Source organism: Streptomyces globisporus C-1027 (genome assembly GCF_000261345.2).
Classification (GTDB): domain Bacteria; phylum Actinomycetota; class Actinomycetes; order Streptomycetales; family Streptomycetaceae; genus Streptomyces; species Streptomyces pakalii.
In genome coordinates, this window is record NZ_CP013738.1 from 4029408 (window position 1) to 4054148 (window position 24741).

Consider the following 24741-nt stretch of genomic DNA (forward strand, 5'->3'; position numbering starts at 1 on the left):
AGCTGCCGCAGGCCCCGCGAGGCCTGCGGCAGCTCCCGATCCCGCAGAGCTCACCGACCCCGCCGGGGGGATGTTTCACGTGAAACCGATCGATCCGCGTCTGCTCCACCACGCACGGGCCACCCGCCTCTTCCTGGCGGCCGTGGTGGCTCTCGGCCTGGTCGGCGCCCTGCTGGTGATCGCCCAGGCGATGCTCATCGCCGAGCTCGTGGTGGGCGGTTTCGAGGACGGGCTCACGGTCACCGAACTGCGCACCCCTCTCCTTCTCCTCGCGGCGGTCGCGCTCGGCCGGGCGCTGGTCGCCTGGCTCGCCGAACTGGCCGCCCATCGCGCCAGCGCGGCCGTCAAGTCCGAACTGCGCGGCCGGCTCCTGGAGCGGGCCACGCGGCTGGGCCCCGGCTGGCTGAGCGGACAGCGCACCGGTTCGCTGGTCGCCCTGGCGACCCGGGGGATCGACGCGCTCGACGACTACTTCGCCCGCTACCTCCCGCAGCTCGGTCTCGCGGTCGTCGTACCGGTGGCGGTGCTGGCCCGGATCGTCACGGAGGACTGGGTGTCGGCGTCGATCATCGTCGTCACCCTGCCGCTCATCCCGCTCTTCATGATCCTGATCGGCTGGGCCACCCAGTCCCGGATGGACCGTCAGTGGCAGCTGCTGTCCCGGCTCTCCGGCCACTTCCTGGATGTGGTCGCCGGGCTGCCGACCCTGAAGGTCTTCGGGCGGGCCAAGGCCCAGGCCGAGTCGATCCGCACGATCACCTCCGACTACCGCCGGGCCACCCTGCGCACCCTGCGGATCGCCTTCCTCTCCTCCTTCGCGCTGGAGCTGCTGGCGACCCTGTCGGTGGCCCTCGTCGCCGTCACCATCGGCATGCGGCTCGTCCACGGCGAGCTCGACCTCTACACCGGCCTGGTGGTCCTGATCCTGGCCCCCGAGGCGTATCTGCCGATCCGCCAGGTCGGGGCGCAGTACCACGCGGCCGCCGAGGGGCTCTCGGCCGCCGAGGAGATCTTCGCGGTCCTGGAGACCGAACCCCGGACCTCGGGCACCGAGGACGCCCCGGACACGCTGCGGCTTGAGCTGGCGGACGTGACCGTACGCCACGAGGGGCGCGCCGAACCGTCGTTGGACGCCGCGTCGCTCACCGTGGAACCGGGGGAGACCGTCGCCCTGGTCGGCCCGAGCGGCGTCGGCAAGTCCACCCTGCTGAACGTGATCCTTGGCTTCGCCCGGCCCGCCGAGGGGCACGTACGGGTCGGGGAGCGGGACCTCGCGGACCTGGACCCCGAACGCTGGCGGAGCCGTATCGCCTGGGTCCCCCAGCGCCCCCACCTCTTCGCGGGCACGATCGCCGAGAACGTCCGCCTCGCCCGGCCCGACGCCGACGACGAGGCGGTCGTCGCGGCGCTGCGGGACGCGGGCGCGTACGACTTCGTCGCCGCTCTGCCGGACGGGATGGTGACCGCGCTCGGCGAGGACGGCGCCGGGCTCTCCGCGGGCCAGCGCCAGCGCATCGCCCTCGCCCGGGCGTTCCTCGCCGACCGGCCGCTCCTGCTGCTGGACGAGCCGACCGCGAGCCTGGACGGCGAGAGCGAGGCGGGCATCGTCGACGCCGTACGGAGGCTGGCCGCCGGGCGGACCGTGCTGCTGGTCGTCCACCGCCCGGCGCTGCTGGCGGTCGCCGACCGTGTGGTGGCGCTGGAGCCGCGCACCGACGTCCGTACGGAGGCGTACGAGGAGCGCGTCACGGGCCTCGCGGCGCCGGGCCCCGCCGTACCGGAGCCTCTCGCGGGCGGCGAACTGCCGACCGCCCGCCCCGTGGAGTCCCTCGGCTCCCCCGCGCCGGCCGGGACCCGCCCGGGACGGGTGCTCGCCCGGGTCCGCGCGTCGGCCGGGGCTCAGCGGGGACAGTTGGCCCTGGCCCTGCTGCTGGGCAGTCTGGCGGTCGGGTCGGCCGTGGGGCTCATGGCGGTCTCCGGCTGGCTGATCTCCCGTGCCTCCGAAGAGCCGCCGGTCATGTACTTGATGATGGCGGTCACCGCGACCCGCGCCTTCGGTATCGGGCGGGCCGTCTTCCGCTACGCCGAGCGGCTCGTCTCGCACGACGCCTTGCTGAAGCTCCTCGCAAGCCTGCGCGTCGCCGTCTACCGGGGCCTCGAACGCATCGCCCCCGCCGGTCTGCGCACCACCCGGCGCGGGGACCTGCTGTCCCGCCTTGTCGCCGATGTGGACGCGCTCCAGGACTACTGGCTGCGCTGGCTGCTTCCTGCCGGGACCGCCGTCGTGGTGGGGACCGCCGCCGCCGGGTTCACCGGCTGGCTGCTCCCGGAGGCGGGCGTGATCCTCGCGATCGGCCTGCTGCTCGCGGGGGTCGGCGTCCCGCTCGTCAGTGGCGCCTGCGCCCGCCGTACGGAGCGTCAGCTCGCGCCCGCCCGCGCCATCCTGGCCACCCGGGTCACCGACCTGCTCGGTGGTACCGCCGAACTGACCGTCGCGGGCGCCCTGCCCGCCCGGCAGGAGCAGTTGCGCGCGGCCGACACCCTGCTGACCCGGATCGCCTCCCGGGCGGCCGCCGCGACGGCGCTGGGCGGCGGTCTTTCCGCCCTGGTCTGCGGGCTCACCGTGGTGGCCGCCGCGGCCGCCGGCGTCCCCGCCGTCAACGACGGACGGCTCTCCGGGGTCGCGCTCGCCGTGGTGGTGCTGACCCCGCTCGCCGCCTTCGAGGCCGTCGCCGGACTGCCGCTCGCCGTGCAGTACCGCCAGCGGGTCGCCCGGAGCGCGGAGCGGGTGTTCGAGGTGCTGGACGCCCCCGTACCCGTACAGGAGCCCAGGACCCCGGCCGAGGAGCCCGGCTCGCCCTTCCCGCTGGAGGTACGGGGGCTGAGCGCCCGCTACCCGGGGGCCGGGCACGACGCGCTGGCCTCGCTCGACCTGACGCTGACGCCCGGACGGCGCATCGCGGTCGTGGGGCCTTCCGGCTCGGGCAAGACGACGCTCGCCCAGGTCCTCCTGCGCTTCCTGGACGCCTCGTCGGGGACGTACCGGCTCGGCGGCGTCGAGTCGTCCGCCCTGGACTCGGACACGGTCCGGCGCGCGGTCGGGCTGTGCGCCCAGGACGCCCACGTCTTCGACAGCTCGATCCGCGAGAACCTGCGTCTGGCCCGGCCCGGGGCGACCGACGCCGATCTGCGCGACGCGCTCTCCCGGGCCCGGCTCCTGGACTGGGTGCGGGCCCTGCCGGAAGGCCTCGACACGGCCGTCGGCGAGCACGGCGCCCGGCTCTCCGGCGGTCAGCGCCAGCGCCTCGCCCTGGCCCGCGCGCTGCTCGCCGACTTCCCCGTACTCGTCCTGGACGAGCCCGCCGAACACCTCGACCTGCCGACCGCCGACGCTCTCACCGCCGACCTGCTGGCCGCGACCCGGGGGCGCGCGACGGTCCTGATCACCCACCGGCTGACCGGCCTGGAGGCGGTCGACGAGGTGCTGGTGCTGGACGCGGGCCGGGTCGTGCAGCGCGGACCGTACGCCGAACTCGCCGCCGAGGACGGGCCGCTGCGTCGCATGCTGGAGCGCGAACGGGAGACGGTGGGGGCGGGGGTGTAGGGCGGCGGGGACGGAGGTGGCCGCTGCCCTTGCGCTCAGCAGGTGCATTCCCGACTTTCGCCCTGTATCAGCACTTAATAGGCTCGGGCCATGGCAGAGCCCGATCCGCAGGACTCCCTCGACGCCGCCACCCGGGCCACCCGCAGCCTCCAGGGGCTGTCCACCGAGCTGACCGCGCGGGTGCCGCAGCTCCTGGAGGCGATGCGGTCCGTCGGCGCGGGCCTGGAACTGCACTCCACCCTGGACCGGATCTGCGAGACGGCCGCCGAGCTGGCCCACGCCCGGTACGCGGCCATCGGCGTCGTCGACGAGCTGGGTGAGGGTCTTGCGGACTTCGTCACCTACGGCGTTACGCAGGACGTGGCCGAGGAGATCGGGCGACGCCCCGACGGCCACCGGGGTCTGCTCGGCGCGCTGATCCACGACCCCGGACCGGTCCGGCTGGCCGATCTGTCCGCCGACCCGCGGTCCGCGGGGTTCCCGCCGGGGCACCCCCGGATGCGGTCCTTCCTCGGGGTGCCCATCCGGGTGCAGGGGGAGATCTTCGGCAACCTCTACCTCACCGAGAAGCACGGCGGCGCGGAGTTCAGCGACTACGACCTCCACATGGTCCGGGTGCTCGCCACGGAGGCCGGGATCGCCATCGGCAACGCCCGGCTGTACGAGGCGGCGCGGCAGCGGGAGCACTGGATCGACGGGTCGGTGGCGGTCACGACGGCGCTCCTGTCGGGCGGGGACGCCGACGAGGCCCTGTCCGTGGTCGCCGAACAGGCCCGCCGGCTCGCGGACGCCGCCGCCGGGATCGTGCTGCTGCCCGCCGAGGGGGGCGGTCTGGAGATCGTCGCCGTGTCGTCCGACGATCCCTCGTCCTCGCTCGGGGTGATCATCCCGGGCCGGAGCGCGGTGGCGGCGAAACTCCTCGCGGGCGAGGCGGTGTTCATCGACGACTCGGCCTCCGACGGCCGGATGGTGACCCGGCTGGCCGACCGGTTCGGCCCCAGCATGCTGCTGCCGCTCCAGAGCGGCGGCCGGGTGCTCGGCGCCCTGGCCACTCCCCGGTCCCGGGGGGCGCGCCCGTTCACGGAGGCCGAGCGGACGCTCGCCGCTCAGTTCGCCTCGCAGGCGGCGCTGGCGCTGATGATGGCCGAGGCGCAGCGGGACCGGGAGCGGCTCGCGGTGTACGAGGACCGCGACCGGATCGCCCGCGACCTCCACGATCTGGTCATCCAGCGGCTGTTCGCCACCGGGATGATGCTGGAGAGCGCCCAGCGCAGATCGGTGGTGCCCGAGGTGCGGACCGGTGTCGGCCGGGCGGTGGACGAGCTGGACGTGACGATCCAGGAGATCCGTACGGCGATCTTCGCCCTCCAGCAGGAGCCGGCCGAGGCCCCCTCGGGGCTGCGCACCCGCGTCCTGCGGGAGATCAACATGGCGGCCGTCCCGCTCGGCTTCAAGCCGTCGCACCGCTTCCTGGGCCCGGTGGACTCGCTCGTCGGCGAGCTGACCGGCAAGAACCTGGTCGCCGCGTTGCGCGAGGCCCTCTCCAACGCGTTCCGGCACGCGGAGGCGTCGCTGATCGATGTGGTCGTGGACGCGACGGTGACGCTGTCGGACGGGCGGGCCGCGGTACGGCTCTCGGTCGCCGACGACGGGGTGGGCATCCCGGAGGGCGGGCGCCGCAGTGGGCTGCGCAACCTGGCACGCCGGGCCGAGTCCCTGGGCGGGTCGAGCCGGATCGAGCCGGGCATCGGGGAGGACGGCGGCGGTACGACGGTGGTGTGGGAGGCGCCGTTGTGAGGGGGCGCCTCCTTGTTGTGCCGAAAGGTTTCAGCGGGCCTCGGTGCGGCCGTCCGCGCGGGTGGCGAGGATCCGCTCGATGACGAGGGCGACCCCGTCCTCCTCGTTGGTCGCGGTCCGGCCCTTGGCGGCGTTCACCACGTCCGGGTGGGCGTTGCCCATGGCGAAGGAGGCGCCGGCCCAGCTGAGCATCTCGATGTCGTTGGGCATGTCCCCGAAGGCGACCACCTCGGCGGGCGCGATGCCGCGCTCGGCACAACAGGCGGCCAGGGTCGTGGCCTTGGAGACGCCGAGCCCGCTGACCTCCAGCAGCGCGGACGGGCTGGAGCGGGTGATGGACGCCCGGTCGCCGGCCGTCGCGCGGGCCAGGTCGAGGAACGCGTCGGGCGCCAGCTCGCTGTGGTGGGCCAGCAGCTTGAGCACCGGCGCGCCGGCGCCCGGGGTGTCCTCGTGCAGCAGCTTCTCGGCGACGGCGACCGAGGCCCCCGGGTCCAGGTGGAACGGCGGGTAGGCCGGTTCGTAGTTGATGCCGGTGGTCATCTCGACGGCGAACGAGGTGCCGGGGGCCGCCTCGCGCAGGGTGCGCACTACGTGGAGGGCGGCGTCGCGCTCCAGCGCCCGTACGGCGAGGAGATCGCCGTCCGTCCGCAGATCGGTGACCACGGCGCCGTTGGCGCAGATCGCCGTGGAGTGGCTCTGGACGTGGTTCCGTACGACGTCCATCCAGCGGGCCGGCCTGCCGGTGACGAAGAAGACCTCGATCCCGGCCTCCTCGGCCGCCGTGAGGGCCGCGACGGTGCGCGCGGACAGCGTCTTGTCGTCGCGGAGCAGGGTGCCGTCGAGGTCGGTGGCGATCAGCCGGGTCACGGCGGGAAGAGGCGTATCGGTCACTGAGGTCACCGGGCCATTCTCGCCCACGAGGGTGCACGGGCGTGCGAAGGGGCGCACATGTGAGTGGGTGGGGGTGCTGATCTGCGGAAAAGTCCTCTGGCATATGCCAAAGCCATCGGGTGGTCGCGGAGCAGGGGCACGGTCGTAGGCTCAGAGGCATGAGCCCCCGTCTGAGCACCGTGATCCTTCCCGTCCACCGCTGGCACGAGGGCGGTCGTGACCGCTGGCGGCGCGCGGAGGAGCTGGGCTTCCACACGGCTTACACCTACGACCACCTGTCCTGGCGGACCTTCCGGGACGGCCCGTGGTTCGGGGCCCTGCCCACGCTCACCGCCGCGGCGACGGCTACCGAACGCCTGCGTCTGGGCACCCTCGTGACGTCGCCGAACTTCCGCCACCCGGTCACGCTGGCCAAGGAGCTGATCTCCCTGGACGACATCTCGGGCGGCCGGATCACGCTCGGCATCGGCGCCGGAGGCAACGGCTTCGACGCCACCGCCCTGGGCCAGGAGGCCTGGACCCCGCGCGAACGTGCCGACCGCTTCGCCGAGTTCGTACCGCTCCTGGACCGCCTGCTCACCGAGGACGCGGTGACCGAGCGCGGGACCCACTACACCGCGGACGAGGCCCGGAACATTCCCGGCTGTGTCCAGCGGCCCCGGCTGCCCTTCGCGGTCGCCGCGACCGGGCCGCGCGGGCTGAAGCTCGCCGCCCGCCACGGGCAGGCGTGGGTCACCACCGGAGACCCGAAGCTGTACGAGAACGGCACCCCGGAGGAGTCGCGGGCGGCGCTGCGGGCGCAGAGCGAGAAGTTCACGGCGGCCTGCGCGGAGATCGGCCGGGACGCCTCGGAGCCGGACCGGATCCTGCTGACGGGCTTCACCCCGGACCGCACCGCCCCGCTGGAGTCCGTGGACGCGTTCGTCGACTTCGCGGGCCGCCATGCGGAGCTGGGCTTCACCGACATCGTCGTCCACGCCCCGATCCCGGACTCGGTCTTCGACGTCGACCCGAAGGTCTTCGAGCGCATCGCCACCGAGGCGCCCGCGCAGCTGGCGTAGGCGCGACAGCCGGCGCAGATCCGGCGGTTCCCGCTCCCGGGGCCCCTCAGTCGCGCAGGCGCAGGAACTCCGGCGGCACCGCGTCGGCGAGCCAGACACCGTTGGCGCTGACCCGGAAGACATGCCCGGCACGGTGCATCGCGCCCGCGTCGACGGTGAGGACGAGGGGGCGGCCGCGCCGGGCGCCGACGCGGGTGGCCGTCTCCCGGTCGGGCGACAGGTGCACATGGTGGCGGGTCATGGGGCGCAGGCCCTCGGCCCGGATCGCTTCCATCACCCGGGCGACCGTGCCGTGGTAGAGGTACGCGGGCGGTTCGGCCGGCGGCAGGTCCAGGTCCACGGCGACCGTGTGGCCCTGGTTGGCGCGGATGCGGTCGCCGTCCACCGTGAAGCGGCGCTTGTCGTTGACGGTGACCACGTGGTCGAGTTCGGCGCGGCTGATGGTGAAGCCGTGGAGGGCCGCCGCGCTCAGCAGCGTCTCGACGCCGACCCAGCCGTTCTCGTCGAGCGTGATGCCGATGCGTTCCGGCTGGTGCCGCAGATGTTTCGAGAGGTACTTGGACACCTTGACGGTGCGACGTTCGTCCATCCCGCCAGAGTGCCCGTGCGCGGTTCGTCGGTGCATCCGGATTTCTTACAGACTTCTTTTCGTCTTTCTCCGCGTCGATGTTTGATCCACAGCCAACTCAACTTATCCACAGCCTATTTGGCGACTCTGTGGACAACTGGGTTGACAATTTAACCCTTTTGGTCAATTTTATTGTCTCTTGTGTGAGATGAGGTGAGCGCGTCCAAGGTGCGTGCCTGCACCTCGCGTTCGGCGGCTGCCGCGACGAACGCTGCCACCTGCTCGGCGCCAACGAGTTCCTGCACAGCCTGCGTTGTCCGGCGCGGAAGAAGCACTGGACGGGTCTCACTCCCCTCGATGGTGCTTTCCTGGGCGCCTAGGTGGTGATGCAGATGTCGGGTGGCGAACAACTGCATGGCGCGGGCCAGTTCGGCGTCCACCGTCTGCTGCGCGAGCGGCCGCAGACGGCGCACCATGGACGCCGCCTCGGCCGCGTCGGAGTCGGTGGGCGGCCGGTGGCCCAGGTAGCGGGCGAAGACGTGCTCGGTGGTGAACTCCAGGAAACGGGAGGCTATGTGCTCGACCTGGCCGCGAAGCTCCCGCAGATGGCCGGAGATTGCCATCAGCGGCACCCCGGCCGCGTGCAACTCGACTGCGACCGCCAGCTCTTGCGGACTCGGTACGAGGAACTCGTCGTCCCGGCCGGGCACGCGCTCCAGCACGCCGAGCGCCACGGCTTCCGCGATCGCCTCGTCGTCCTGCGCGCCGCCGAACTTCGCGTCCAGCTCCGTTCGGGTGATCCGGTCCGCCTCCTCGTCCGTCCACGGCCCCTGCACCTCCGCGACGAGCCCGAGCACCCCGCCGAGCCCCCGCCCCGCGTCCCACGCCTCCAGCAACTCCTTGATGCTGGCCAGCGTGTAGCCCCGGTCGAGCAGGTCCGCGATCTGCCGCAGCCTGGCCAGATGGGCCTCCCGGTACACATTGGCCCGTCCGCGCCGCTCGGGCGTCGGGAGCAGCCCCCGGTCCTGATAGGCGCGGATCGTGCGCACCGTGGCCCCGCTGGCGTGCGCCAGGTCCTCGATCCGGTACTCGGCGGACCCCGCTTCCGTCCCGGCCCCGGTCACAGCGGCGGCTTCAGCCGGGCGACGGAGCGCAGCGTCCCGGGGCTCACCCGGGACAGCAGCCGGGCGCCGCGCGCCTCCGGGGTCACCGGGACCACGGCCTGGTTGCGCACGACCGCCCGCAGAATCGCGTCGGCGACCTTCTCCGGCGGGTAGTTGCGCTGGCCGTAGAGCCGGCTGGTCCGCTTCTGCAGCCGCTCCTCCTCCGCCGCGCCGGCCCCGGCGAACCGTGTGGTGGCGGTGATGTTGGTGTTGACGATGCCGGGGCATATCGCGCTCACGCCGATCGACTTCTCCGCCAGTTCGGCCCGCAGGCACTCGCTGAGCATCAGCACGGCCGCCTTCGACGTGCTGTACGCGGGCAGCACCCGGGAGGGCTGGAAGGCCGCGGCCGACGCGGTGTTGACGATGTGGCCGCCCTGGCCGCGGTCCGCCATCTGCTTGCCGAAGAACCGGCAGCCGTGGATGACGCCCCACAGATTGACGTCGAGGACCTTCTTCCACTCCTCGCTCGTGGTCTCCAGGAAGGAGCCGGAGAGTCCGATCCCGGCGTTGTTGACCAGGACGTCGACGATTCCGTATTCGGCGGCGACCCGGGCGGCGAGCTTCTCCATCTCGTCCTCGTCGCTGACGTCCACGGCCTCGCCCCAGGCCGCGGGCGCCCCGATCAGCCGCGCCATCTCCGCGGTGCGGGCGGCACCCTCCGCGTCACGGTCCACGGCCACGATCCGGGCGCCCGCCTCGGCGAACGCGAACGCCGTGGCCCGTCCGATCCCGGAGGCCGCGCCCGTCACCAGGACCAGCTGACCGCCGAACCGCTCCGCGTAGGGGCCCTGAGCCACCGTCTGCTGCACGGGCCCGCCGTCCCGCGCGGCGGACTCGTTCGCGGTGACGAACTCGTCGATCCAGGAGGCGAGCTGGTCCGGCCGGGTGCGGGGCACCCAGTGCTTGGCCGGCAGCGAGCGGCGTACCAGCGTGGGGACCCAGTCCTCCAGGCCGTCGTAGAGCCGCTCGGAGAGGAAGGAGTCCCCGGTCGGGGTGATCAGCTGGACCGGCGCGTGGGCGTAGGCGTCCGGGCGGGGCCTGCTCAGCCGGGCACGCACGTTGTCGCGGTAGAGCCAGGCGCCGTGCGCCGCGTCGTTCGGGAGGGAGGCGGTGGGGTAGTCGCCCGCCGGGACCTTCTCCAGCCGTTCCAGGATCCCCGGCCAGCGTTTGCCGAGCGGCCCGCGCCAGGCGAGCTCGGGCAGGACGGGCGTGTGGAGCATGTACACGTACCAGGACTTCGCGCCCTGGCCGAGTAGTTGGCCCACCTTGCGCGGGGTGGGGCGGGCCATGCGGCGCTTGATCCAGTGCCCGAAGTGGTCGAGGGACGGCCCGGACATCGAGGTGAAGGAGGCGATCCGGCCCTCGGTCCGGCCGACCGTGACGAATTCCCAGGACTGGACGGACCCCCAGTCGTGACCGACCACGTGCACCGGCCGGTCCGGGCTGACCGTGTCGATCACGGTGAGGAAGTCGTCGGTCAGCTTCTCCAGGGTGAAGCCGCCGCGCAGCGGCTTGGGCGCGGTGGACTTTCCGTGCCCCCGCACGTCGTACAGCACCACGTGCCAGTGCTCGGCCAGCCGGACGGCGACGTCCGACCAGACCTCCTTGCTGTCCGGGTAGCCATGGACCAGCACCACGGTCGGCCGGCCCGCGTCGCCCAGCTCGGCGACGCACAGCTCGACACCTCCCGTACGCACGGTCCGCTCACGCGCCTGAGACAGATTCACGCCGCCACCTTCTCCTCAGCCCAGCGCCGCACATGCGGCAGATCGTCGTCCAGCCAGAAGGCGCTCTGCTCGGGGTCCTTGGAGTCGGTGACCACCAGGATCTCCTCGAACTTCGCGCCCGTACCCCGGAATCCGAGGTGGGGTTCGACCGCCCACAGGCCCGGCTGCGGCGGGTGGTCGGAGAAGCGGTAGGGGCTCCACAGCGGCGACCAGCCCTCCCGGTGGCCGTGCAGCGCGTCGCTCACGAGCCCCTTGAGGGCCTGGGTGCCGAAGCCGAAGACCTGGGGGGACCAACGGCGTTCGGCGACGCGGTCGACCTTGTGGGCGATCACACCGAAGGGGTAGGCCCGGTGCCGGTTCGCGTATCCCTGTGCCGTCATGAGGCGTTCGACGTCCTCGTAGATCTCGCGCAGCGAACGGCGCTCGCGCACCTCGCGCAGGATCAGCTCGCGGTGGGCCTCCAGATCGGCCAGCAGCCTGTCGTGCAGCGGATTGAGGCCGAGGCAGCCCGCATACCCGACATCGGCGGTGAACCCCTTGTACACCGGGGCCATGTCGAGGATGAACGGCATGCCCGGCTCCAGCTTCCGGTCGGTCGGGAAGAACTGCAGCGGCACCTTGAACCCGGCGAACGCCGTACGGTCCCCGAACCAGGCGAACGGGAGGTGGAACCAGTCCCGCACACCGCGCTCGCGCAGCCACACACGCTGCATCCGGGCCGCCTCGCGCTCGGTCATACCGGAGCGCAGCTGACCGGCGACCGCCTCAGCGCAGGCATAGGCGAGGCGCTGAACCTCTCTGAACCCGCGCAGCTCCGGGGTGTTGGTGTCCTGCACTGCCTTGGCCAAGCCGGTCATGCCACCGTCCGTTCCCTGCCGTGTGCGGTACGTGCCCGTAACGTGACACTGATGAATGTGACAATGTCTGGCGGCTGCGTCAAGGGGTGTGCACGGCCTGTGGAAAACCCCGGCTCCGCGGTGGATCCACGGCGTATCCCCCTACGGGCGTGTACGCCTGGAGTCTGACGCGGATCCAACCGTCAGGGCTGACGACCCCTGTGGTCCGCGCCACTAACGTCATTTCCGTGACAGCCGTAATCGCTACCGAAGCCCTGAGCATGCGGTTCCCCCGGGTGACCGCGCTTGACCGGCTCACGTTGGACATCGGACCGGGTGTGACCGGTCTGGTGGGTTCCAACGGAGCCGGCAAGTCCACACTGATCAAGATCCTGCTGGGTCTTTCCCCCGCCACCGAAGGCCGGGCCGCGGTGCTCGGGCTCGACGTCGCGACCAGCGGCGCCGCCATCCGGGAACGGGTGGGGTACATGCCCGAGCACGACTGCCTGCCGCCCGACGTCTCGGCGACCGAGTTCGTCGTGCACATGGCGCGCATGTCGGGGCTGCCGCCCACGGCGGCCCGCGAGCGTACGGCCGACACCCTGCGCCACGTCGGCCTCTACGAGGAGCGCTACCGCCCCATCGGCGGCTACTCGACCGGCATGAAGCAGCGGGTGAAGCTGGCCCAGGCCCTCGTCCACGACCCCCAGCTGGTCCTGCTCGACGAGCCGACCAACGGCCTCGACCCGGTCGGCCGGGACGAGATGCTCGGTCTGATCCGGCGGATCCACACCGACTTCGGCATCTCCGTGCTGGTGACCTCGCACCTCCTCGGCGAGCTGGAACGCACCTGCGACCACGTCGTCGTCATCGACGGCGGAACGCTCCTGCGCTCCAGCTCCACCAGCGACTTCACCCAGACCACCGCGACCCTCGCGGTCGAGGTGACCGACAGCGACACCCACCCCGACGGCACCGGTGCGCTGCGCAAGGTCCTCACTGACGCCGGGGTCACGCTCATCGGCCACGACGGGATCGACACGGAGGGGCTGCCGGGCGCGGGCCACATCCTGCTGATCGAGGCGACGGGCGAGGAGACGTACGACGTGGTCCGCGACAGCGTCGCCGGGCTCGGGCTCGGCCTGGTCCGCATGGAACAGCGCCGCCACCAGATCGCCGAGGTCTTCCGTACCGAACAGGGCGCGGCGCAGACAGCCTCCGTCCCGGCCGCGGCCGCCACCGCCGGGGCCGTCCAGCAGAAGGGAAGCGGTCGCGATGAGCACTGAGACCAAGGCCGCGGCCGGGCGCGACGCCTCCCGGATCCACAACATCGGCTACCGCTCCTACGACGGACCGCGGCTCGGCCGGGCCTACGCCCGCCGCTCCCTGTTCTCGCAGACCCTGCGGGGCTCCTTCGGACTGGGCCGTTCCGCCAAGTCCAAGGTGCTGCCCATGCTGCTGTTCGGCGTGATGGCACTGGTCGCGGCGATCCTGGTGGCGGTCTCCATGGCCGCGCCGGACGCCAGCAAGCTGGTGGTCAAGTACACCTCGTACGCGATCTACCTCCAGGCCGTCATCGGCCTCTTCATCGCCGCCCAGGCCCCGCAGGCGGTCTCCAGGGACCTCCGCTTCAAGACCGTCCCCCTGTACTTCTCGCGGCCGATCGAACACGCCGACTACGTGATCGCGAAGTTCGCCGCCACCGCCTCCGCGCTCTTCATCCTCACCGGTGCGCCGCTGCTCATCCTTTATGTGGGCTCTCTGCTCGCGAAGTTCGACTTCGCCGATCAGACCAAGTGGTTCGGCCAGGGGCTGGTGTCGGTGGCGCTGCTGTCCGTGCTGTTCGCCGGGCTCGGCCTGGTGATGGCCGCCCTGACCCCGCGGCGCGGCTTCGGCGTCGCCGCGGTGATCGCCCTCCTGACCATCACCTACGGCGCCGTCTCCACGGTCCAGGCCATCGCCTGGGAGACCGGTTCGGAATCCGCCGTGCAGTGGCTCGGCCTCTTCTCGCCGATCACCCTGATCGACGGCGTCCAGACCGCGTTCCTGGGCGCGACCTCAGCCTTCCCCGGAGGGGAAGGCCCCGGCGCCGGAACCGGCGTGGTCTACCTGATCGTTGTTCTCGCGCTCGTCGCCGGCTCGTACGCCGTCCTGATGCGCCGCTACCGGAGGGTCGGGCTGTGACCACCATCGAGATCGACCACACCTCGCGCTGGTTCGGCAACGTGGTCGCCGTCAACGACGTCTCCATGACCGTGGGCCCCGGCGTCACCGGACTCCTCGGCCCGAACGGCGCCGGAAAGTCCACCCTCATCAACATGATGGGCGGATTCCTCGCCCCCTCGACGGGAAAGGTCACGCTCGACGGCCGGACGATCTGGCGCAACGAGGCCGTCTACAAGGAGATCGGCATCGTCCCGGAGCGGGAAGGGATGTACGACTTCCTCACCGGCAAGGAATTCGTCGTCGCCAACGCCGAACTCCAGGGTTTGGGAGGGGCCGAGGCGCAGAGGGCGCTCGCCACGGTCCAGATGGAGTACGCGCAGGACCGCAAGATCGCCACGTACAGCAAGGGCATGCGCCAGCGCGTGAAGATGGCCTCCGCGCTGGTCCACGAGCCCTCGGTGCTGCTCCTGGACGAACCGTTCAACGGAATGGACCCGCGCCAGCGGATGCAGCTCATGGAGCTGCTGCGGCGGATGGGCGCCGAGGGCCGTACGGTCCTGTTCTCCTCGCACATCCTCGAAGAGGTCGAGCAACTGGCCTCGCACATCGAGGTGATCGTGGCGGGCCGGCACGCGGCCTCCGGAGACTTCCGGAAGATCCGCCGGCTGATGAAGGACCGGCCGCACCGCTATCTGGTCCGCTCCAGTGACGACCGGGCCCTCGCGGCCGCGCTCATCGCCGACCCCTCCACGGCGGGCATCGAGGTCGACCTCACCGAGAAGGCGCTGCGCATCCAGGCCGTCGACTTCGGGCGGTTCACCGAGCTGCTGCCGAGGGTCGCCCGGGAGCAGGGCATCCGGCTGCTCACCGTCTCGCCGTCCGACGAGTCCCTCGAATCGGTCTTTTCCTATCTTGTAGCGGCCTGAGTAGTGGCCTGAAAGGAGCTGTGCACCGTCATGTACGACCCCACAGTCGCCCGGCTCACCTACCGGGCCCTGCTCGGCCGGCGCCGGGCCGCCATCCTGTTCGTCCTGCCCGCCCTGCTGCTGCTCATCGCAGCGGCCGTGCGGATGTTCGCCGGGGCCGACGACCAGATCGCCTCGAACGTCCTCGGCGGTTTCGCCATCGCCACGATGGTGCCGCTGATCGGCGTGATCGCGGGCACCGGGGCGATCGGCCCCGAGATCGACGACGGATCGATCGTCTACCTGCTCGCCAAGCCGGTGAAACGTCCCACGATCATCTTCACCAAGCTGATCGTGGCCATCGCGGTGACGATGGTGTTCTCGGCGCTGCCGACGCTGCTCGCGGGCCTGATCCTCAACGGCAACGGCCAGCAGATCGCCGTCGCCTACACGATCGCGGCGCTAGTCGCCTCGATCGCGTACAGCGCCCTGTTCCTGCTGCTCGGCACGGTCAGCCGGCACGCGGTCGTCCTCGGTCTGGTCTACGCGCTGGTCTGGGAGGCCCTCTTCGGCAGCCTGGTGGCCGGTGCGCGGACGCTCAGCGTCCAGCAGTGGTCCCTGGCGGTCGCCCAGAAGGTGTCGGGCGACGGCGTGGTGACCTCGGAGGTCGGCCTGCCGCTCGCCACGGTCCTGCTGGTCGCGGTCACGGTCGCCGCCACCTGGTACGCGGGCCAGAAACTGCGGGCCCTGAAGCTGGCGGGCGAGGAGTGAGGCCTGCGGCCTGAGCCCCCTGCCGCGTCCCGACGATCCCCGCCCTTGCCCCGGCAAGGGCGGGGATCGTCGTATGACCGGACAGACGTGCGCGTGACGTTGTGTTTATCGGGTCGTTGGGCAGGGTGCGTGGAGGCAACTGGAATCCGTGGCGTCGTAGCGATCGTGAAATCGGGGAATGCCGGCACCGGGTGCGGCTCAGCCCACCGGACCGGTCATCGAGTGAGTGGCAACCGTGAGCGTCCTCCACCCCTGAAGCCCAGGGTGTGGGCCGTCGTCGTCATTCCCTCGTACGAAAGGCATACCCATGCCCACGGAAGTCGCCCTGCTCGAATCGCGCGCGCTGCGCGGGGAGCAGATGGGGCGCGTCGATGTCCTCGACAAGGTGAAGAGCCTTGTCATGCTCCCGGACGGAATTCACGTTCGCACAGAGGACGTGGCTCGTTACTTCGAAGTATCCACAGGGGCGGTCAGGAGGCTGACCGACCGGCACCAGGAGGAGTTCACCGAGAACGGCATGCGCGTGCTGCGCGGCGCTGACCTGCGGTCTTTCCAAAGCGACATGATGTCGCTATGGGTAGGCGACGGGGTGGAAAGTTATCCACAGGCGGCCACTCAGCTGCGGCTCTACACCCGCCGCACCGTCCTCAACATCGCCCTGCTTCTTCGCGACAGCGACATCGCCCGCTGCGTGCGCACGTACCTCCTCGACGCCGAGGAGTCGCTCCGCACGCAGTATGCCTCCCTCGACCACCGCGTCACGCGCATCGAGAGCTGCCTCACCGGAGTCGGCAGTGCGCTGCAGGAGCTCGGGCCGGTGCTGGTGCGGATGTCGGAGCGGCTCGACAGTCTGGACCGGAAGGTGGAGATGACGCATCAGGTGGTCGGCGCGATGAGTCTGAGGCTGACGGATGTGCAGCAGGACGTCGTACGGCTCGACGGGCGGATGGACGCCTTCGCCGGGAAGCTGAAGGATCTGCGCCGCCGTAACGGGCAACGCGGGCAGCGCTGAGTGAAGCGGCCCGGCACCGTGGGAAACGGTGCCGGGCCGCTGTCGTGCTGTCCGGGGTGCGGGTCGTGCCGTCCTACCGCGCGGGCTGTACGGGCGCCGAGCGGAGCAGTTCCTCCAGCACCACCGCGATGCCGTCGTCCTCGTTGGACGCCGTGATCTCGTGGGCGACGGCCTTCAGGTCGTCGTGGGCGTTGGCCATGGCCACCCCGTGCTGGGCCCAGCCGAACATCGGGATGTCGTTCGGCATGTCCCCGAAGGCGATCGTGTCGGCCGCCTTCACCCCGAGCCGACGGGCGGCCAGCGAGAGGCCGGTCGCCTTGCTCAGGCCCAGCGGCAGGATCTCGACCACACCGGCCCCCGCCATGACCACGTCGACCAGGCTGCCGACGGCCGCCCGCGCGGCGAAGGCCAGCGCGTCGTCGTCCAGCTCCGGGTGCTGTATGTAGACCTTGTTGAGCGGGGCCGTCCACATCTCGGTGGCGTCGTCCACGAAGAGATACGGAAGCGGCCCCTCCTGCACCCGGTAGCCGGGGCCGACCAGGACTTCGCCCTCAAGACCGTCGCGGCTGGCCGCCAGGTGCAGCGGGCCGACCTCCGCCTCGATCTTGGACAGCGCGAGACCGGCGAGCTGGCGGTCCAGGGTCAGCGAGGTCAGCAGCTTGTGCTCGCCCGCGTGATAGACCTGCGCGCCCTGACCGCAGACCGCGAGCCCCTCGTAACCGAGGTCGTCCAGGATGTGCCGGGTCCAGGGGACCGCGCGTCCGGTGACGATGATGTGCGCGGCACCGGCCGCCGTGGCGGCGGCCAGGGCCTCGCGGGTGCGCTCGGAGACCGTGTCGTCGCCGCGCAGCAGCGTGCCGTCGAGGTCGGTCGCGACGAGCTTGTACGGGAAGGTCACTTGGCGACCGGTTCCAGGACCTCGCGCCCGCCCAGGTACGGACGGAGCACCTCGGGAACGCGGACCGAGCCGTCGGGGAGCTGGTGGTTCTCCAGGAGCGCCACGATGGTGCGCGGTACGGCGCAGAGCGTGCCGTTCAGCGTGGCCAGCGGCTGGACCTTCTTGCCGTCGCGCATCCGGACGGACAGGCGGCGGGCCTGGAAGCCGTCGCAGTTCGACGCGGAGGTCAGCTCGCGGTACTTGCCCTGGGTCGGGATCCACGCCTCGCAGTCGAACTTCCGCGAGGCCGAGGCGCCGAGGTCACCGGTGGCGACGTCGATCACCTGGAAGGGCAGTTCGAGACCGGTGAGCCACTGCTTCTCCCACTCCAGGAGCCTGCGGTGCTCGGCCTCGGCGTCCGCCGGGTCGACATACGAGAACATCTCGACCTTGTCGAACTGGTGGACGCGGAAGATGCCGCGGGTGTCCTTGCCGTACGTGCCGGCCTCGCGGCGGAAGCACGGGGAGAACCCGGCGTACCGCAGGGGCAGCTTGTCGGCGTCGATGATCTCGTCCATGTGGTACGCGGCGAGCGGGACCTCGGAGGTGCCGACCAGGTAGTAGTCGTCCTTCTCCAGGTGGTACACGTTCTCCGCGGCCTGGCCGAGGAAGCCGGTGCCCTCCATGGCGCGGGGGCGGACCAGCGCCGGGGTCAGCATCGGGGTGAAGCCGGCCTCGGTGGCCTGGGCGATCGCCGCGTTGACGAGGGCGAGCTCCAGGAGCGCGCCGACGCCCGTGAGGTAGTAGAACCGCGAGCCGGAGACCTTCGCCCCGCGCTCCATGTCGATGGCGCCGAGCGCCTCGCCGAGCTCCAGGTGGTCCTTGGGCTCGAAGCCTTCGGCGCCGAAGTCGCGGATGGTGCCGTGCGTCTCCAGGACGACGAAGTCCTCCTCGCCGCCGACCGGCACGTCCTCGTGGACGATGTTGCCGAGCTGGAGCAGCAGCCGCTTGGCGTCGGCGTCGGCCTCGTCCTGGGCGGCGTCGGCCGCCTTGACGTCGGCCTTGAGCTGCTCGGCCTTCTTGAGGAGCTCGGTGCGCTCCTCGGGAGTGGCCTTGGGGATCAGCTTGCCGAGCGACTTCTGTTCGTTGCGGAGTTCGTCGAAGCGGACGCCGGACGACCTGCGCAGCTCGTCGGCGGAGAGCAGGGCGTCGACGAGGTCGACGTCCTCTCCACGGGCGCGCTGGGAGGCGCGAACACGGTCGGGGTCCTCACGGAGCAGGCGAAGGTCAATCACCCCTCCAGGCTACCGGTGCGCGGTTCTGGCACTCGAACCGATATTGCCGAGCGTGTCTCTATGACCGAATTGCCGGAATTGATATTTCTGGGGAGGAATCCCGCTCGGTGGTGGTCCCGGAGCGGAAGGGGGGCGTCAATAGTGGCGCTTAACTCCCCTGAACAGGGCAGAAGGTGCGGCTCGCCTTGACGTACCGGCCTTGAGGGAGGCGGGAGTTGGGAGGGTGTCCGTCCCTGTTGTCCACAGGAGGGTCGGTGTCGAAATAGTTATCCACAGGGTGTGTGGAAGTTCTGTGGATGCCGGAGGGCATTCTTCCGGAAGTCGGACGAAGCCCCGCGGAATCTTCGCTCAAACCCGTCCCGCGTGCTCTTTCGGATGGGATTCCATCGCCCCAAAGAGTTGATCAAGGGAATTGAGGTGACACGCGCACCCCATGGCGCCTCACGCGTCTGTGGACGGCTCTGGTGTGACTGGGTTGATTTGTCGACGATGTCGCATTGTGGTGTCGACTTGTCCCCAGGTCGAGAGCCCCTCCTGTGGATAACTCTCCGGAGTGCGTGACTATCTGTAGATCGCACCGCTGCGGAGCGCGTGAGGAGGCTCCCGGCAGCCTTGCGCCGGGCTCCTCCCCGCTCTTCCGTCAGATCCGGCCGTCCTGGCTGCGCGCCAGCCAGTCGGAGGCTTCCGTGAACGCAGCGTCCGACGTGCCCGCCCGCAGCGGCCGCACCTCGTCCGGCGAGACACCCGCCCGCGGATACGAGCCGAGGAACCGCACCTTCGGGCTGATCCGCTTCAGCCCCATCAGGGCCTCCCCGACCCGCCGGTCAGCGATGTGCCCCTCCGCGTCCACGGCGAAGCAGTAGTTGCCGATGCCCTCGCCGGTCGGGCGGGACTGGATCAGCATCAGGTTGACACCACGCACCGCGAACTCCTGGAGCAGCTCCAGCAGGGCGCCGGGATGGTCGTCGGCCAGCCAGATCACCACGGAGGTCTTGTCCGCGCCGGTCGGTGCGGAGGGCCGGGCGGGCCGGCCCACCAGGACGAAGCGGGTCTGGGCGTTCGCCGCGTCGTGGATCTCCGTCACCAGCGGCTCCAGGCCGTAGGTGGCGGCCGCGAACTCCCCGGCGAACGCGGCGTCGTACCGCCCCTCCTGGACCAGCCGGGCCCCGTCCGCGTTGGACGCCGCCGACTCCCACAGGGCTCCCGGGAGGTGCTCCGCCATCCACTTGCGCACCTGCGGCTGGGCGGCCGGGTGCGCGGTGACCGTCTTGATGTCCGACAGCTTGGTCCCGGGCCGTACCAGCAGGGCGAAGGTGATGGAGAGCAGCACCTCGCGGTAGATCATCAGCGGGTCCCCGCCGGCCAGCTCGTCCAGCGTCGCGGTGATACCGCCCTCGACGGAGTTCTCGATCGGTACGAGCGCTGCCGCCGCCTCCCCGTTGCGTACGGCGTCCAGGGCGGCCGGTACGGACAGCATCGGGACGAGTTCCCGGGTGGCGGCCTCCGGGAGCGTACGGAGGGCGACCTCGGTGAAGGTGCCTTCAGGGCCGAGATAGGCGTAGCGCGTGGCTGACATACGGTCACCCTAATGCGCCCTGCCAGGGCCGCCGCGCTGTCTCAGGATGCGGTCGAACGCCCTCCCGGGCCGTACGCGTGCCTACGACTCCAGGAGCCGCTGTCCCACGTACTCGCCCTCCGCCGCCCCGCCCGGCACCGCGAACACCCCGCTCGCCTCGTGCCTCAGGAACGGCGACAGCGCATCGCCCCGGTCGAGCTTGCGCTGCACCGGCACGAAGCCCCGGAACGGGTCCGCCTGCCAGCAGATGAACAGCAGCCCGGCGTCCGGAGTGCCGTCCTCCGTGATGCCGTCGTGGTACGAGAACGGGCGGCGCAGCATGGCGGCCCCGCCGTTCTCCTCGGGCGAGGAGATCCGGGCGTGGGCGTTGTCGGGGATCACGAGCCTGCCGTCCGGGCCCGCCTTGCCGAGGTCCATCTCCGTGGTCTCGGTCCCCCCGCTCAGGGGCGCCCCGTCCGCCTTGCGCCGCCCGATGACCCGCTCCTGGCGCTCCACCGGAAGCTTCTCCCAGTCGTCCAGGAGCATCCGGATCCGGCGGACGACGGCGTACGAACCGCCCTCCATCCACTCCTGCGGCTTGCCGGGGGACGCGGGGACGAAGACGCGTTGGCCGAAGTCCTCCTCGGACGGTTTCGGGTTGCCGGTCCCGTCGATCTGGCCCATCAGGTTGCGGGCGGTCATCGGCCGGGCCGTCGCGCCGGGGGTGCGGTTGAAGCCGTTCATCTGCCACCGCACCCGTGCCGTTCCCGCGGCCTCCTTCTGGAGCGCCCGCAGAGCGTGGAAGGCGACCAGCGCGTCGTCCGCGCCGATCTGCACCCACAGGTCGCCGTTCGACCGCTTGGCGTCGAGGGCGTCGGCGGAGAACGCGGGCAGCGGGTCGAGCGCGGCGGGCAGGCGGTCGGTCAGACCCGTGCGCGCGAAGAATGTCCGGCCGAAGCCGAATGTGACGGTCAGGGACGACGGCCCCGCGTCCAGGGCGATCCCAGTGTCATGCCCGGGGCCGTCCGTTGCGCCCGCCGCCGGGCGGCCCGCCATCAGCTCCTTCGCCACCGCGGACCAGCGCCGCAGCAGCGTCGCCGCCTCCTTGCGCCCCGCGCCCGCCGCCAGGTCGAAGGCGGTGAGATGGCCCCGGGCCTGAAGCGGAGTGGTGATCCCCGGTTGATGTTTCCCGTGAAACATCGCCTCGGTCGCGCCGACCGTCGTCAGCGCGGTCGGCTCCTCGGGGCGGGTGGCGGCGTAACCGGCGGCCCCGCCCCCGGCGCCCAGCACCAGCCCCGTGGCGCCCGCGGCGCCCGCCGTACCCAGCAGCCGCCGCCGCGAGACGCCGGTCGGGGCGGCCCCGTCACCGGCGGCCCCGTCGCCGTCGCCCGGGGCGACGGCCGTGGCGGCATGGGCCGATGGGGCCTGCTTCCTGGTCTTGCTCACGTGCTCAGCCGATCTTCGCGTTCTTGTCGATGGTGACCTGGTCGATGTCCGACGTCCGTACCGTCACGTCGATCTTCCAGTCCCCGGCCATCGGAATCTGTACCGCACTCGCCGACCAGTGCCCCTCGGCCAGCCGGTCCGGGACGACCGGCAACGGGCCGATGTCCTTCGACTCCAGGGTGAGGGCCAGCTTCAGTTCGGGGACGTCCATGGGCTTGCCGTCGCTGCCGTCGATCCACACGTGCAGATCGTTGGAGCCGGTGCGGCCGGGCTCGATGTCGATGCGGACGGTGCCCTTGCCGTTCTGGCCACCGGTGTCGAACGGCATCTTCAGGTTGACCGGGCCGCCCGCGGCGGGAGCGCTCGCGGACGGGGTGCCGCCCGCGGCCTCCTCCTCCGTACGACCGGGCTCGGTCGACGTCAGCATGGTGGTCACGGCCAGCAGGACGACGGCGACGGCGGCCTCGGCCAGGACCGAGCGGCGCAGTCCGGAGCGCTGCGGGTCGGCGTCCCGTATCCGCTTCTTCTTCGTCGCGGTCAGGGCGGCCCGCTGACGGGCCAGTTGCGCGGCGCGCTCGGGGTCGGCCGAGACGCTTTCGGACTCGGATTCGGGCTCCTCCTCGGCCACGTCCTCCGAAGCCACCGCCGAGTCCGTCAGCCGGCCCGTCCAGCGCCGGGAGAACCAGGCGACCGCCAGCAGGACGGCGATCAGCGCCACCTTGAGGATGAGCAGTTGCCCATAGCGCGTACCGGTCAGCGCCGACCAGGAGCCGACCTGCCGCCAGGACTGGTAGATCCCGGTCGCCGCCAGGACCACGACACTGCCGAACGCGACCGCGGAGAACCGCCGTACCGCCGCGCTCCCGATGTCCGGCGTCCGGTACAGCGCCACCAGCAGCGAGGCGAGTCCGCCGAGCCAGGCGGCGACGGCCAGCAGGTGGAGGACGTCCACCGGCATGGCGATGTTCGCCTGGATGCCGGTCGAGGCGTGCTCGGACATCGCCCAGGTGGCGGCGATGCCCGTCGCGACGACCCCGCCCCCGACGGCGAGCCCGAAGGTGAGGTCCTTCTTCTCGCGTTCGTCCTCGCGCCGCGCGTACGTACCGAACAGCACGGCGATGAACAGGGCGGCGGCCCCGAGCAGCAGCAGCCGGGAGACGAGGGCGGCGCCGGGCTTGGTGTCCAGGACGGACTGGAGTCCGGCGAGGTCGAAGGCGTCGGCGAACTTCCCGCTGCCGGTGTACGGGTTGCGCAGCAGCAGCATGACCAGGGTCGCCGCGGTCAGGGTGAGCCAGCCGCGGACCACGAGCCGCTGCATCGGCAGGGCGGTCGCGCCGCCCCGCCAGCAGACGAGGACGAACGCGCTGCCGCCGACGAGCAGGACGAATCCGCCGTACGCCGCGTAGCGCGCGATGTCGTAGACGACGCCGACCGGGCCGCCGCCCGCCTCCTGGGAGGGCAGGGCGACGGTGGTGTCGGAGGGGGCGCCGATGGAGAACGTGAACGCGCCGGAGATCGGGTGGCTGTCGGCTGAGATTGCCTGCCAGGCCACCGTGTAGGTGCCGTCCGGCAGCCCGGAGTGGAGCGCTACGCCGTAGCGGACGGTGGAGCCCTCGGACAGGTCCTTCGGCTCGGCCTCGGTGTCGGCGCGCTTGCCGCTCGGGTCGAGGACCCGGATGGAGTCATCGCCCACGGCGATCGCCTCGGAGAAGCTGAGGGTGACCTCCTTGGGCGCGGTGTCCACCACCGCCCCGTCCGCCGGGTCGCTCCCGGTGAGGGCGGCGTGCGCCGACGCCGGGCCCGCGCCGGCCAGCAGCAGCCCGAACACCAGGCTGACGAGGGCGGCGAGGAGCACGGCGGCGGCGAGGGGCCGGCGTATCGGGGACGGTCCCGCGTACGGGGCGGTGGCAGACATCGGATTCAGTCCCTCACTGCTTCTTCGGGTTGTGGGTGGTTTCCTTCACCGGCAGGTCGACCGTGATGGGGTCGGCCTTCTCGAAGTGCAGCTCGACGGAGACCTTCTCGCCCTGCTTGGGCTTCTGCTTGAGCTTCATGAACATGATGTGGTTGCCACCGCGTTCGAGATCGAGCTCGCCGTTCGCGGGCACCTCGAACGAGGAGACCTCGCGCATCTTCTGGTTCTTCGTCTCATGGATCGTGACGTCGTCGGAGAGCGGGCTGGTCACCGAGGTGAGCCGGTCCGCGGTGCCGCCGCTGTTCTGTACGACGAGGAAACCGGCGGCCATGTCGCTGACGGGCTGCGGCATGAAGGCGCCGACGACCTTGAGCTCCGGCTCGCCGCCCGACCCGCTGTCCGACGAGCACCCGGCCAGCGTCAGCCCGGTGGTGAGGGCGAGGACGCCGACGAGAGCCGTGCGGCGGCGGTTCACGGCGTCTCCCCCTTGATCAGCTTGGGGAGGTCCTTGGTGTACTCCTCGGCGGAGGTGTCCTCGCCGTAGAGCACATACCCCTCGTCCGTCTTCGGGGAGAAGGCGATGACCTGGGCGCCGTGCATCGACACGACGGTCCCGTCCTTCTCCTTCTTCGGCGCGTCGATGCCGATGCCGATCTGCCGCGCCCCGGCCTGGATGGTCGGGAAGTCGCCGGTGAGGCCGGTGAAGGTGGGGTCCTGGGCGGAGAGCCACTTGCCGAGCGAGGCGGGGGTGTCGCGCTCGGGGTCGGTCGTGACGAAGACGACCTGGAGCTTGTCCTGGTCGGCCTTGGGCAGCTCCCGCTTGGCGAGGGAGATGTTGCTCATGGTCAGCGGGCAGACGTCGGGGCAGTTGGTGTAGCCGAAGTAGATGAGTGTCGGCTTGCCCTTGGTCGCCTCGCGGAGGTCGTACTCCTTGCCGTTCGTGTCGGTGAGGACGAGGTTCGGCTTGGTGAACGGCTGGTCGAGGACGGTCGCGGCCTTGTCCTTCGGCGCGGCGCTGACGTCGGCGATCGCCGAGGAGCCCGTCTTGTCGTCACCGGAGCCGCAGGCGGAGAGGGCCAGTGCGGCCGCGGCGGCGAACGCCACGGCCGTCACTGCTTTTTTGTTGCGCATGAAAGAGATGTCCTGAAC

The 24741-nt window shown here is 71.3% G+C and carries 20 protein-coding genes; 8 read left to right on the top strand and 12 right to left on the bottom strand.

What is annotated here, in order from left to right; translation table 11 throughout:
* The first annotated feature begins 79 nt into the window (after window positions 1–79).
* The gene (gene cydD / locus WQO_RS17495) at window positions 80–3604 is read left to right on the top strand and encodes a thiol reductant ABC exporter subunit CydD (RefSeq protein ID WP_010060488.1); all 3525 of its coding nucleotides are present in this window, start codon (window positions 80–82) and stop codon (window positions 3602–3604) included.
* Between the two features lie 90 nt (window positions 3605–3694).
* Window positions 3695–5401: a sensor histidine kinase gene (locus WQO_RS17500; RefSeq protein ID WP_010060489.1), complete on the top strand. Its 1707-nt coding sequence runs from the start codon at window positions 3695–3697 to the stop codon at window positions 5399–5401.
* Between the two features lie 30 nt (window positions 5402–5431).
* Here WQO_RS17500 and WQO_RS17505 read toward each other — a convergent pair whose 3' ends face one another.
* Entirely contained in the window at window positions 5432–6301 is an 870-nt protein-coding gene (locus WQO_RS17505; RefSeq protein ID WP_032748379.1) for a Cof-type HAD-IIB family hydrolase, read from the bottom strand.
* A 149-nt stretch (window positions 6302–6450) separates the two neighbouring features.
* On the opposite strand from WQO_RS17505, the gene WQO_RS17510 reads away from it, so the two are divergent.
* Window positions 6451–7353, top strand: a complete 903-nt coding sequence (locus WQO_RS17510) for an LLM class flavin-dependent oxidoreductase (RefSeq protein ID WP_010060491.1) — start codon at window positions 6451–6453, stop codon at window positions 7351–7353.
* Window positions 7354–7399: 46 nt separating this feature from the next.
* Here WQO_RS17510 and WQO_RS17515 read toward each other — a convergent pair whose 3' ends face one another.
* The 4 genes from WQO_RS17515 to WQO_RS17530 all read right to left on the bottom strand — a co-directional run bounded on the left by WQO_RS17515 (window position 7400) and on the right by WQO_RS17530 (window position 11671).
* Window positions 7400–7942 (bottom strand): RNA 2'-phosphotransferase, encoded by a 543-nt coding sequence (locus WQO_RS17515; RefSeq protein ID WP_010060492.1) that lies wholly within the window; start codon window positions 7940–7942, stop codon window positions 7400–7402.
* A 149-nt stretch (window positions 7943–8091) separates the two neighbouring features.
* Window positions 8092–9045, bottom strand: a complete 954-nt coding sequence (locus WQO_RS17520; RefSeq protein ID WP_010060494.1) for a MerR family transcriptional regulator — start codon at window positions 9043–9045, stop codon at window positions 8092–8094.
* Window positions 9042–10814, bottom strand: coding sequence for an SDR family oxidoreductase (locus WQO_RS17525; protein ID WP_010060495.1), 1773 nt, complete (start codon window positions 10812–10814; stop codon window positions 9042–9044). Before WQO_RS17525 ends, WQO_RS17520 begins: the two co-directional genes overlap by 4 nt.
* On the bottom strand, window positions 10811–11671 hold the full coding sequence (locus WQO_RS17530) for a M24 family metallopeptidase (protein ID WP_010060497.1): 861 nt from the start codon (window positions 11669–11671) through the stop codon (window positions 10811–10813). Before WQO_RS17530 ends, WQO_RS17525 begins: the two co-directional genes overlap by 4 nt.
* A 260-nt stretch (window positions 11672–11931) precedes the next feature.
* Between WQO_RS17530 and WQO_RS17535 the strand changes: the two genes are divergently transcribed.
* The 5 genes from WQO_RS17535 to WQO_RS17555 all read left to right on the top strand — a co-directional run bounded on the left by WQO_RS17535 (window position 11932) and on the right by WQO_RS17555 (window position 16504).
* A complete protein-coding gene (locus WQO_RS17535) occupies window positions 11932–12936 on the top strand; it encodes an ABC transporter ATP-binding protein (protein WP_010060499.1) in 1005 nt (334 codons plus the stop codon).
* Window positions 12926–13834, top strand: a complete 909-nt coding sequence (locus WQO_RS17540; protein WP_010060501.1) for an ABC transporter permease — start codon at window positions 12926–12928, stop codon at window positions 13832–13834. Before WQO_RS17535 ends, WQO_RS17540 begins: the two co-directional genes overlap by 11 nt.
* On the top strand, window positions 13831–14742 hold the full coding sequence (locus WQO_RS17545) for an ABC transporter ATP-binding protein (protein ID WP_010060503.1): 912 nt from the start codon (window positions 13831–13833) through the stop codon (window positions 14740–14742). Before WQO_RS17540 ends, WQO_RS17545 begins: the two co-directional genes overlap by 4 nt.
* A 30-nt stretch (window positions 14743–14772) precedes the next feature.
* The gene (locus WQO_RS17550) at window positions 14773–15492 is read left to right on the top strand and encodes an ABC transporter permease (protein WP_010060505.1); all 720 of its coding nucleotides are present in this window, start codon (window positions 14773–14775) and stop codon (window positions 15490–15492) included.
* A 307-nt stretch (window positions 15493–15799) separates the two neighbouring features.
* Window positions 15800–16504 (top strand): hypothetical protein, encoded by a 705-nt coding sequence (locus WQO_RS17555; RefSeq protein WP_010060507.1) that lies wholly within the window; start codon window positions 15800–15802, stop codon window positions 16502–16504.
* 73 nt (window positions 16505–16577) lie between these two features.
* Here the strand turns inward: WQO_RS17555 and WQO_RS17560 are convergent, their stop codons facing one another.
* From WQO_RS17560 to WQO_RS17590, 7 genes are all read right to left on the bottom strand, one after another.
* Window positions 16578–17402: an HAD family hydrolase gene (locus tag WQO_RS17560; RefSeq protein WP_010060509.1), complete on the bottom strand. Its 825-nt coding sequence runs from the start codon at window positions 17400–17402 to the stop codon at window positions 16578–16580.
* A complete protein-coding gene (gene serS / locus WQO_RS17565; protein ID WP_010060511.1) occupies window positions 17399–18676 on the bottom strand; it encodes a serine--tRNA ligase in 1278 nt (425 codons plus the stop codon). The genes WQO_RS17560 and serS overlap by 4 nt, the downstream gene beginning before the upstream one ends.
* Before the next feature lie 640 nt (window positions 18677–19316).
* Window positions 19317–20252 (bottom strand): prephenate dehydratase, encoded by a 936-nt coding sequence (gene pheA / locus WQO_RS17570; RefSeq protein WP_010060512.1) that lies wholly within the window; start codon window positions 20250–20252, stop codon window positions 19317–19319.
* A gap of 81 nt (window positions 20253–20333) precedes the next feature.
* Window positions 20334–21677 (bottom strand): iron uptake transporter deferrochelatase/peroxidase subunit, encoded by a 1344-nt coding sequence (gene efeB, locus WQO_RS17575; protein ID WP_010060513.1) that lies wholly within the window; start codon window positions 21675–21677, stop codon window positions 20334–20336.
* 4 nt (window positions 21678–21681) lie between these two features.
* Window positions 21682–23592 (bottom strand): copper resistance CopC/CopD family protein, encoded by a 1911-nt coding sequence (locus WQO_RS17580; protein ID WP_058954018.1) that lies wholly within the window; start codon window positions 23590–23592, stop codon window positions 21682–21684.
* Window positions 23593–23605: 13 nt separating this feature from the next.
* Window positions 23606–24067 (bottom strand): copper chaperone PCu(A)C, encoded by a 462-nt coding sequence (locus WQO_RS17585; protein WP_010060514.1) that lies wholly within the window; start codon window positions 24065–24067, stop codon window positions 23606–23608.
* Window positions 24064–24723 (bottom strand): SCO family protein, encoded by a 660-nt coding sequence (locus WQO_RS17590; protein WP_032748381.1) that lies wholly within the window; start codon window positions 24721–24723, stop codon window positions 24064–24066. The genes WQO_RS17585 and WQO_RS17590 overlap by 4 nt, the downstream gene beginning before the upstream one ends.
* Between the last annotated feature and the right edge of the window lie 18 nt (window positions 24724–24741).

What these genes read in the sequence shown, in the direction of transcription:
- WQO_RS17535 (WP_010060499.1), top strand. Translation starts at nt 11,932, where the DNA reads ATGCGGTTCCCCCGGGTGACCGCGCTTGACCGGCTCACGTTGGACATC.
- WQO_RS17550 (WP_010060505.1), top strand. Translation starts at nt 14,773, where the DNA reads ATGTACGACCCCACAGTCGCCCGGCTCACCTACCGGGCCCTGCTCGGC.
- WQO_RS17590 (WP_032748381.1), bottom strand. Translation starts at nt 24,723, where the DNA reads ATGCGCAACAAAAAAGCAGTGACGGCCGTGGCGTTCGCCGCCGCGGCC.
- pheA (WP_010060512.1), bottom strand. Translation starts at nt 20,252, where the DNA reads ATGTCAGCCACGCGCTACGCCTATCTCGGCCCTGAAGGCACCTTCACC.
- WQO_RS17530 (WP_010060497.1), bottom strand. Translation starts at nt 11,671, where the DNA reads ATGACCGGCTTGGCCAAGGCAGTGCAGGACACCAACACCCCGGAGCTG.
- WQO_RS17515 (WP_010060492.1), bottom strand. Translation starts at nt 7,942, where the DNA reads ATGGACGAACGTCGCACCGTCAAGGTGTCCAAGTACCTCTCGAAACAT.
- WQO_RS17580 (WP_058954018.1), bottom strand. Translation starts at nt 23,592, where the DNA reads ATGTCTGCCACCGCCCCGTACGCGGGACCGTCCCCGATACGCCGGCCC.
- WQO_RS17510 (WP_010060491.1), top strand. Translation starts at nt 6,451, where the DNA reads ATGAGCCCCCGTCTGAGCACCGTGATCCTTCCCGTCCACCGCTGGCAC.
- WQO_RS17500 (WP_010060489.1), top strand. Translation starts at nt 3,695, where the DNA reads ATGGCAGAGCCCGATCCGCAGGACTCCCTCGACGCCGCCACCCGGGCC.
- WQO_RS17555 (WP_010060507.1), top strand. Translation starts at nt 15,800, where the DNA reads ATGCCCACGGAAGTCGCCCTGCTCGAATCGCGCGCGCTGCGCGGGGAG.
- WQO_RS17540 (WP_010060501.1), top strand. Translation starts at nt 12,926, where the DNA reads ATGAGCACTGAGACCAAGGCCGCGGCCGGGCGCGACGCCTCCCGGATC.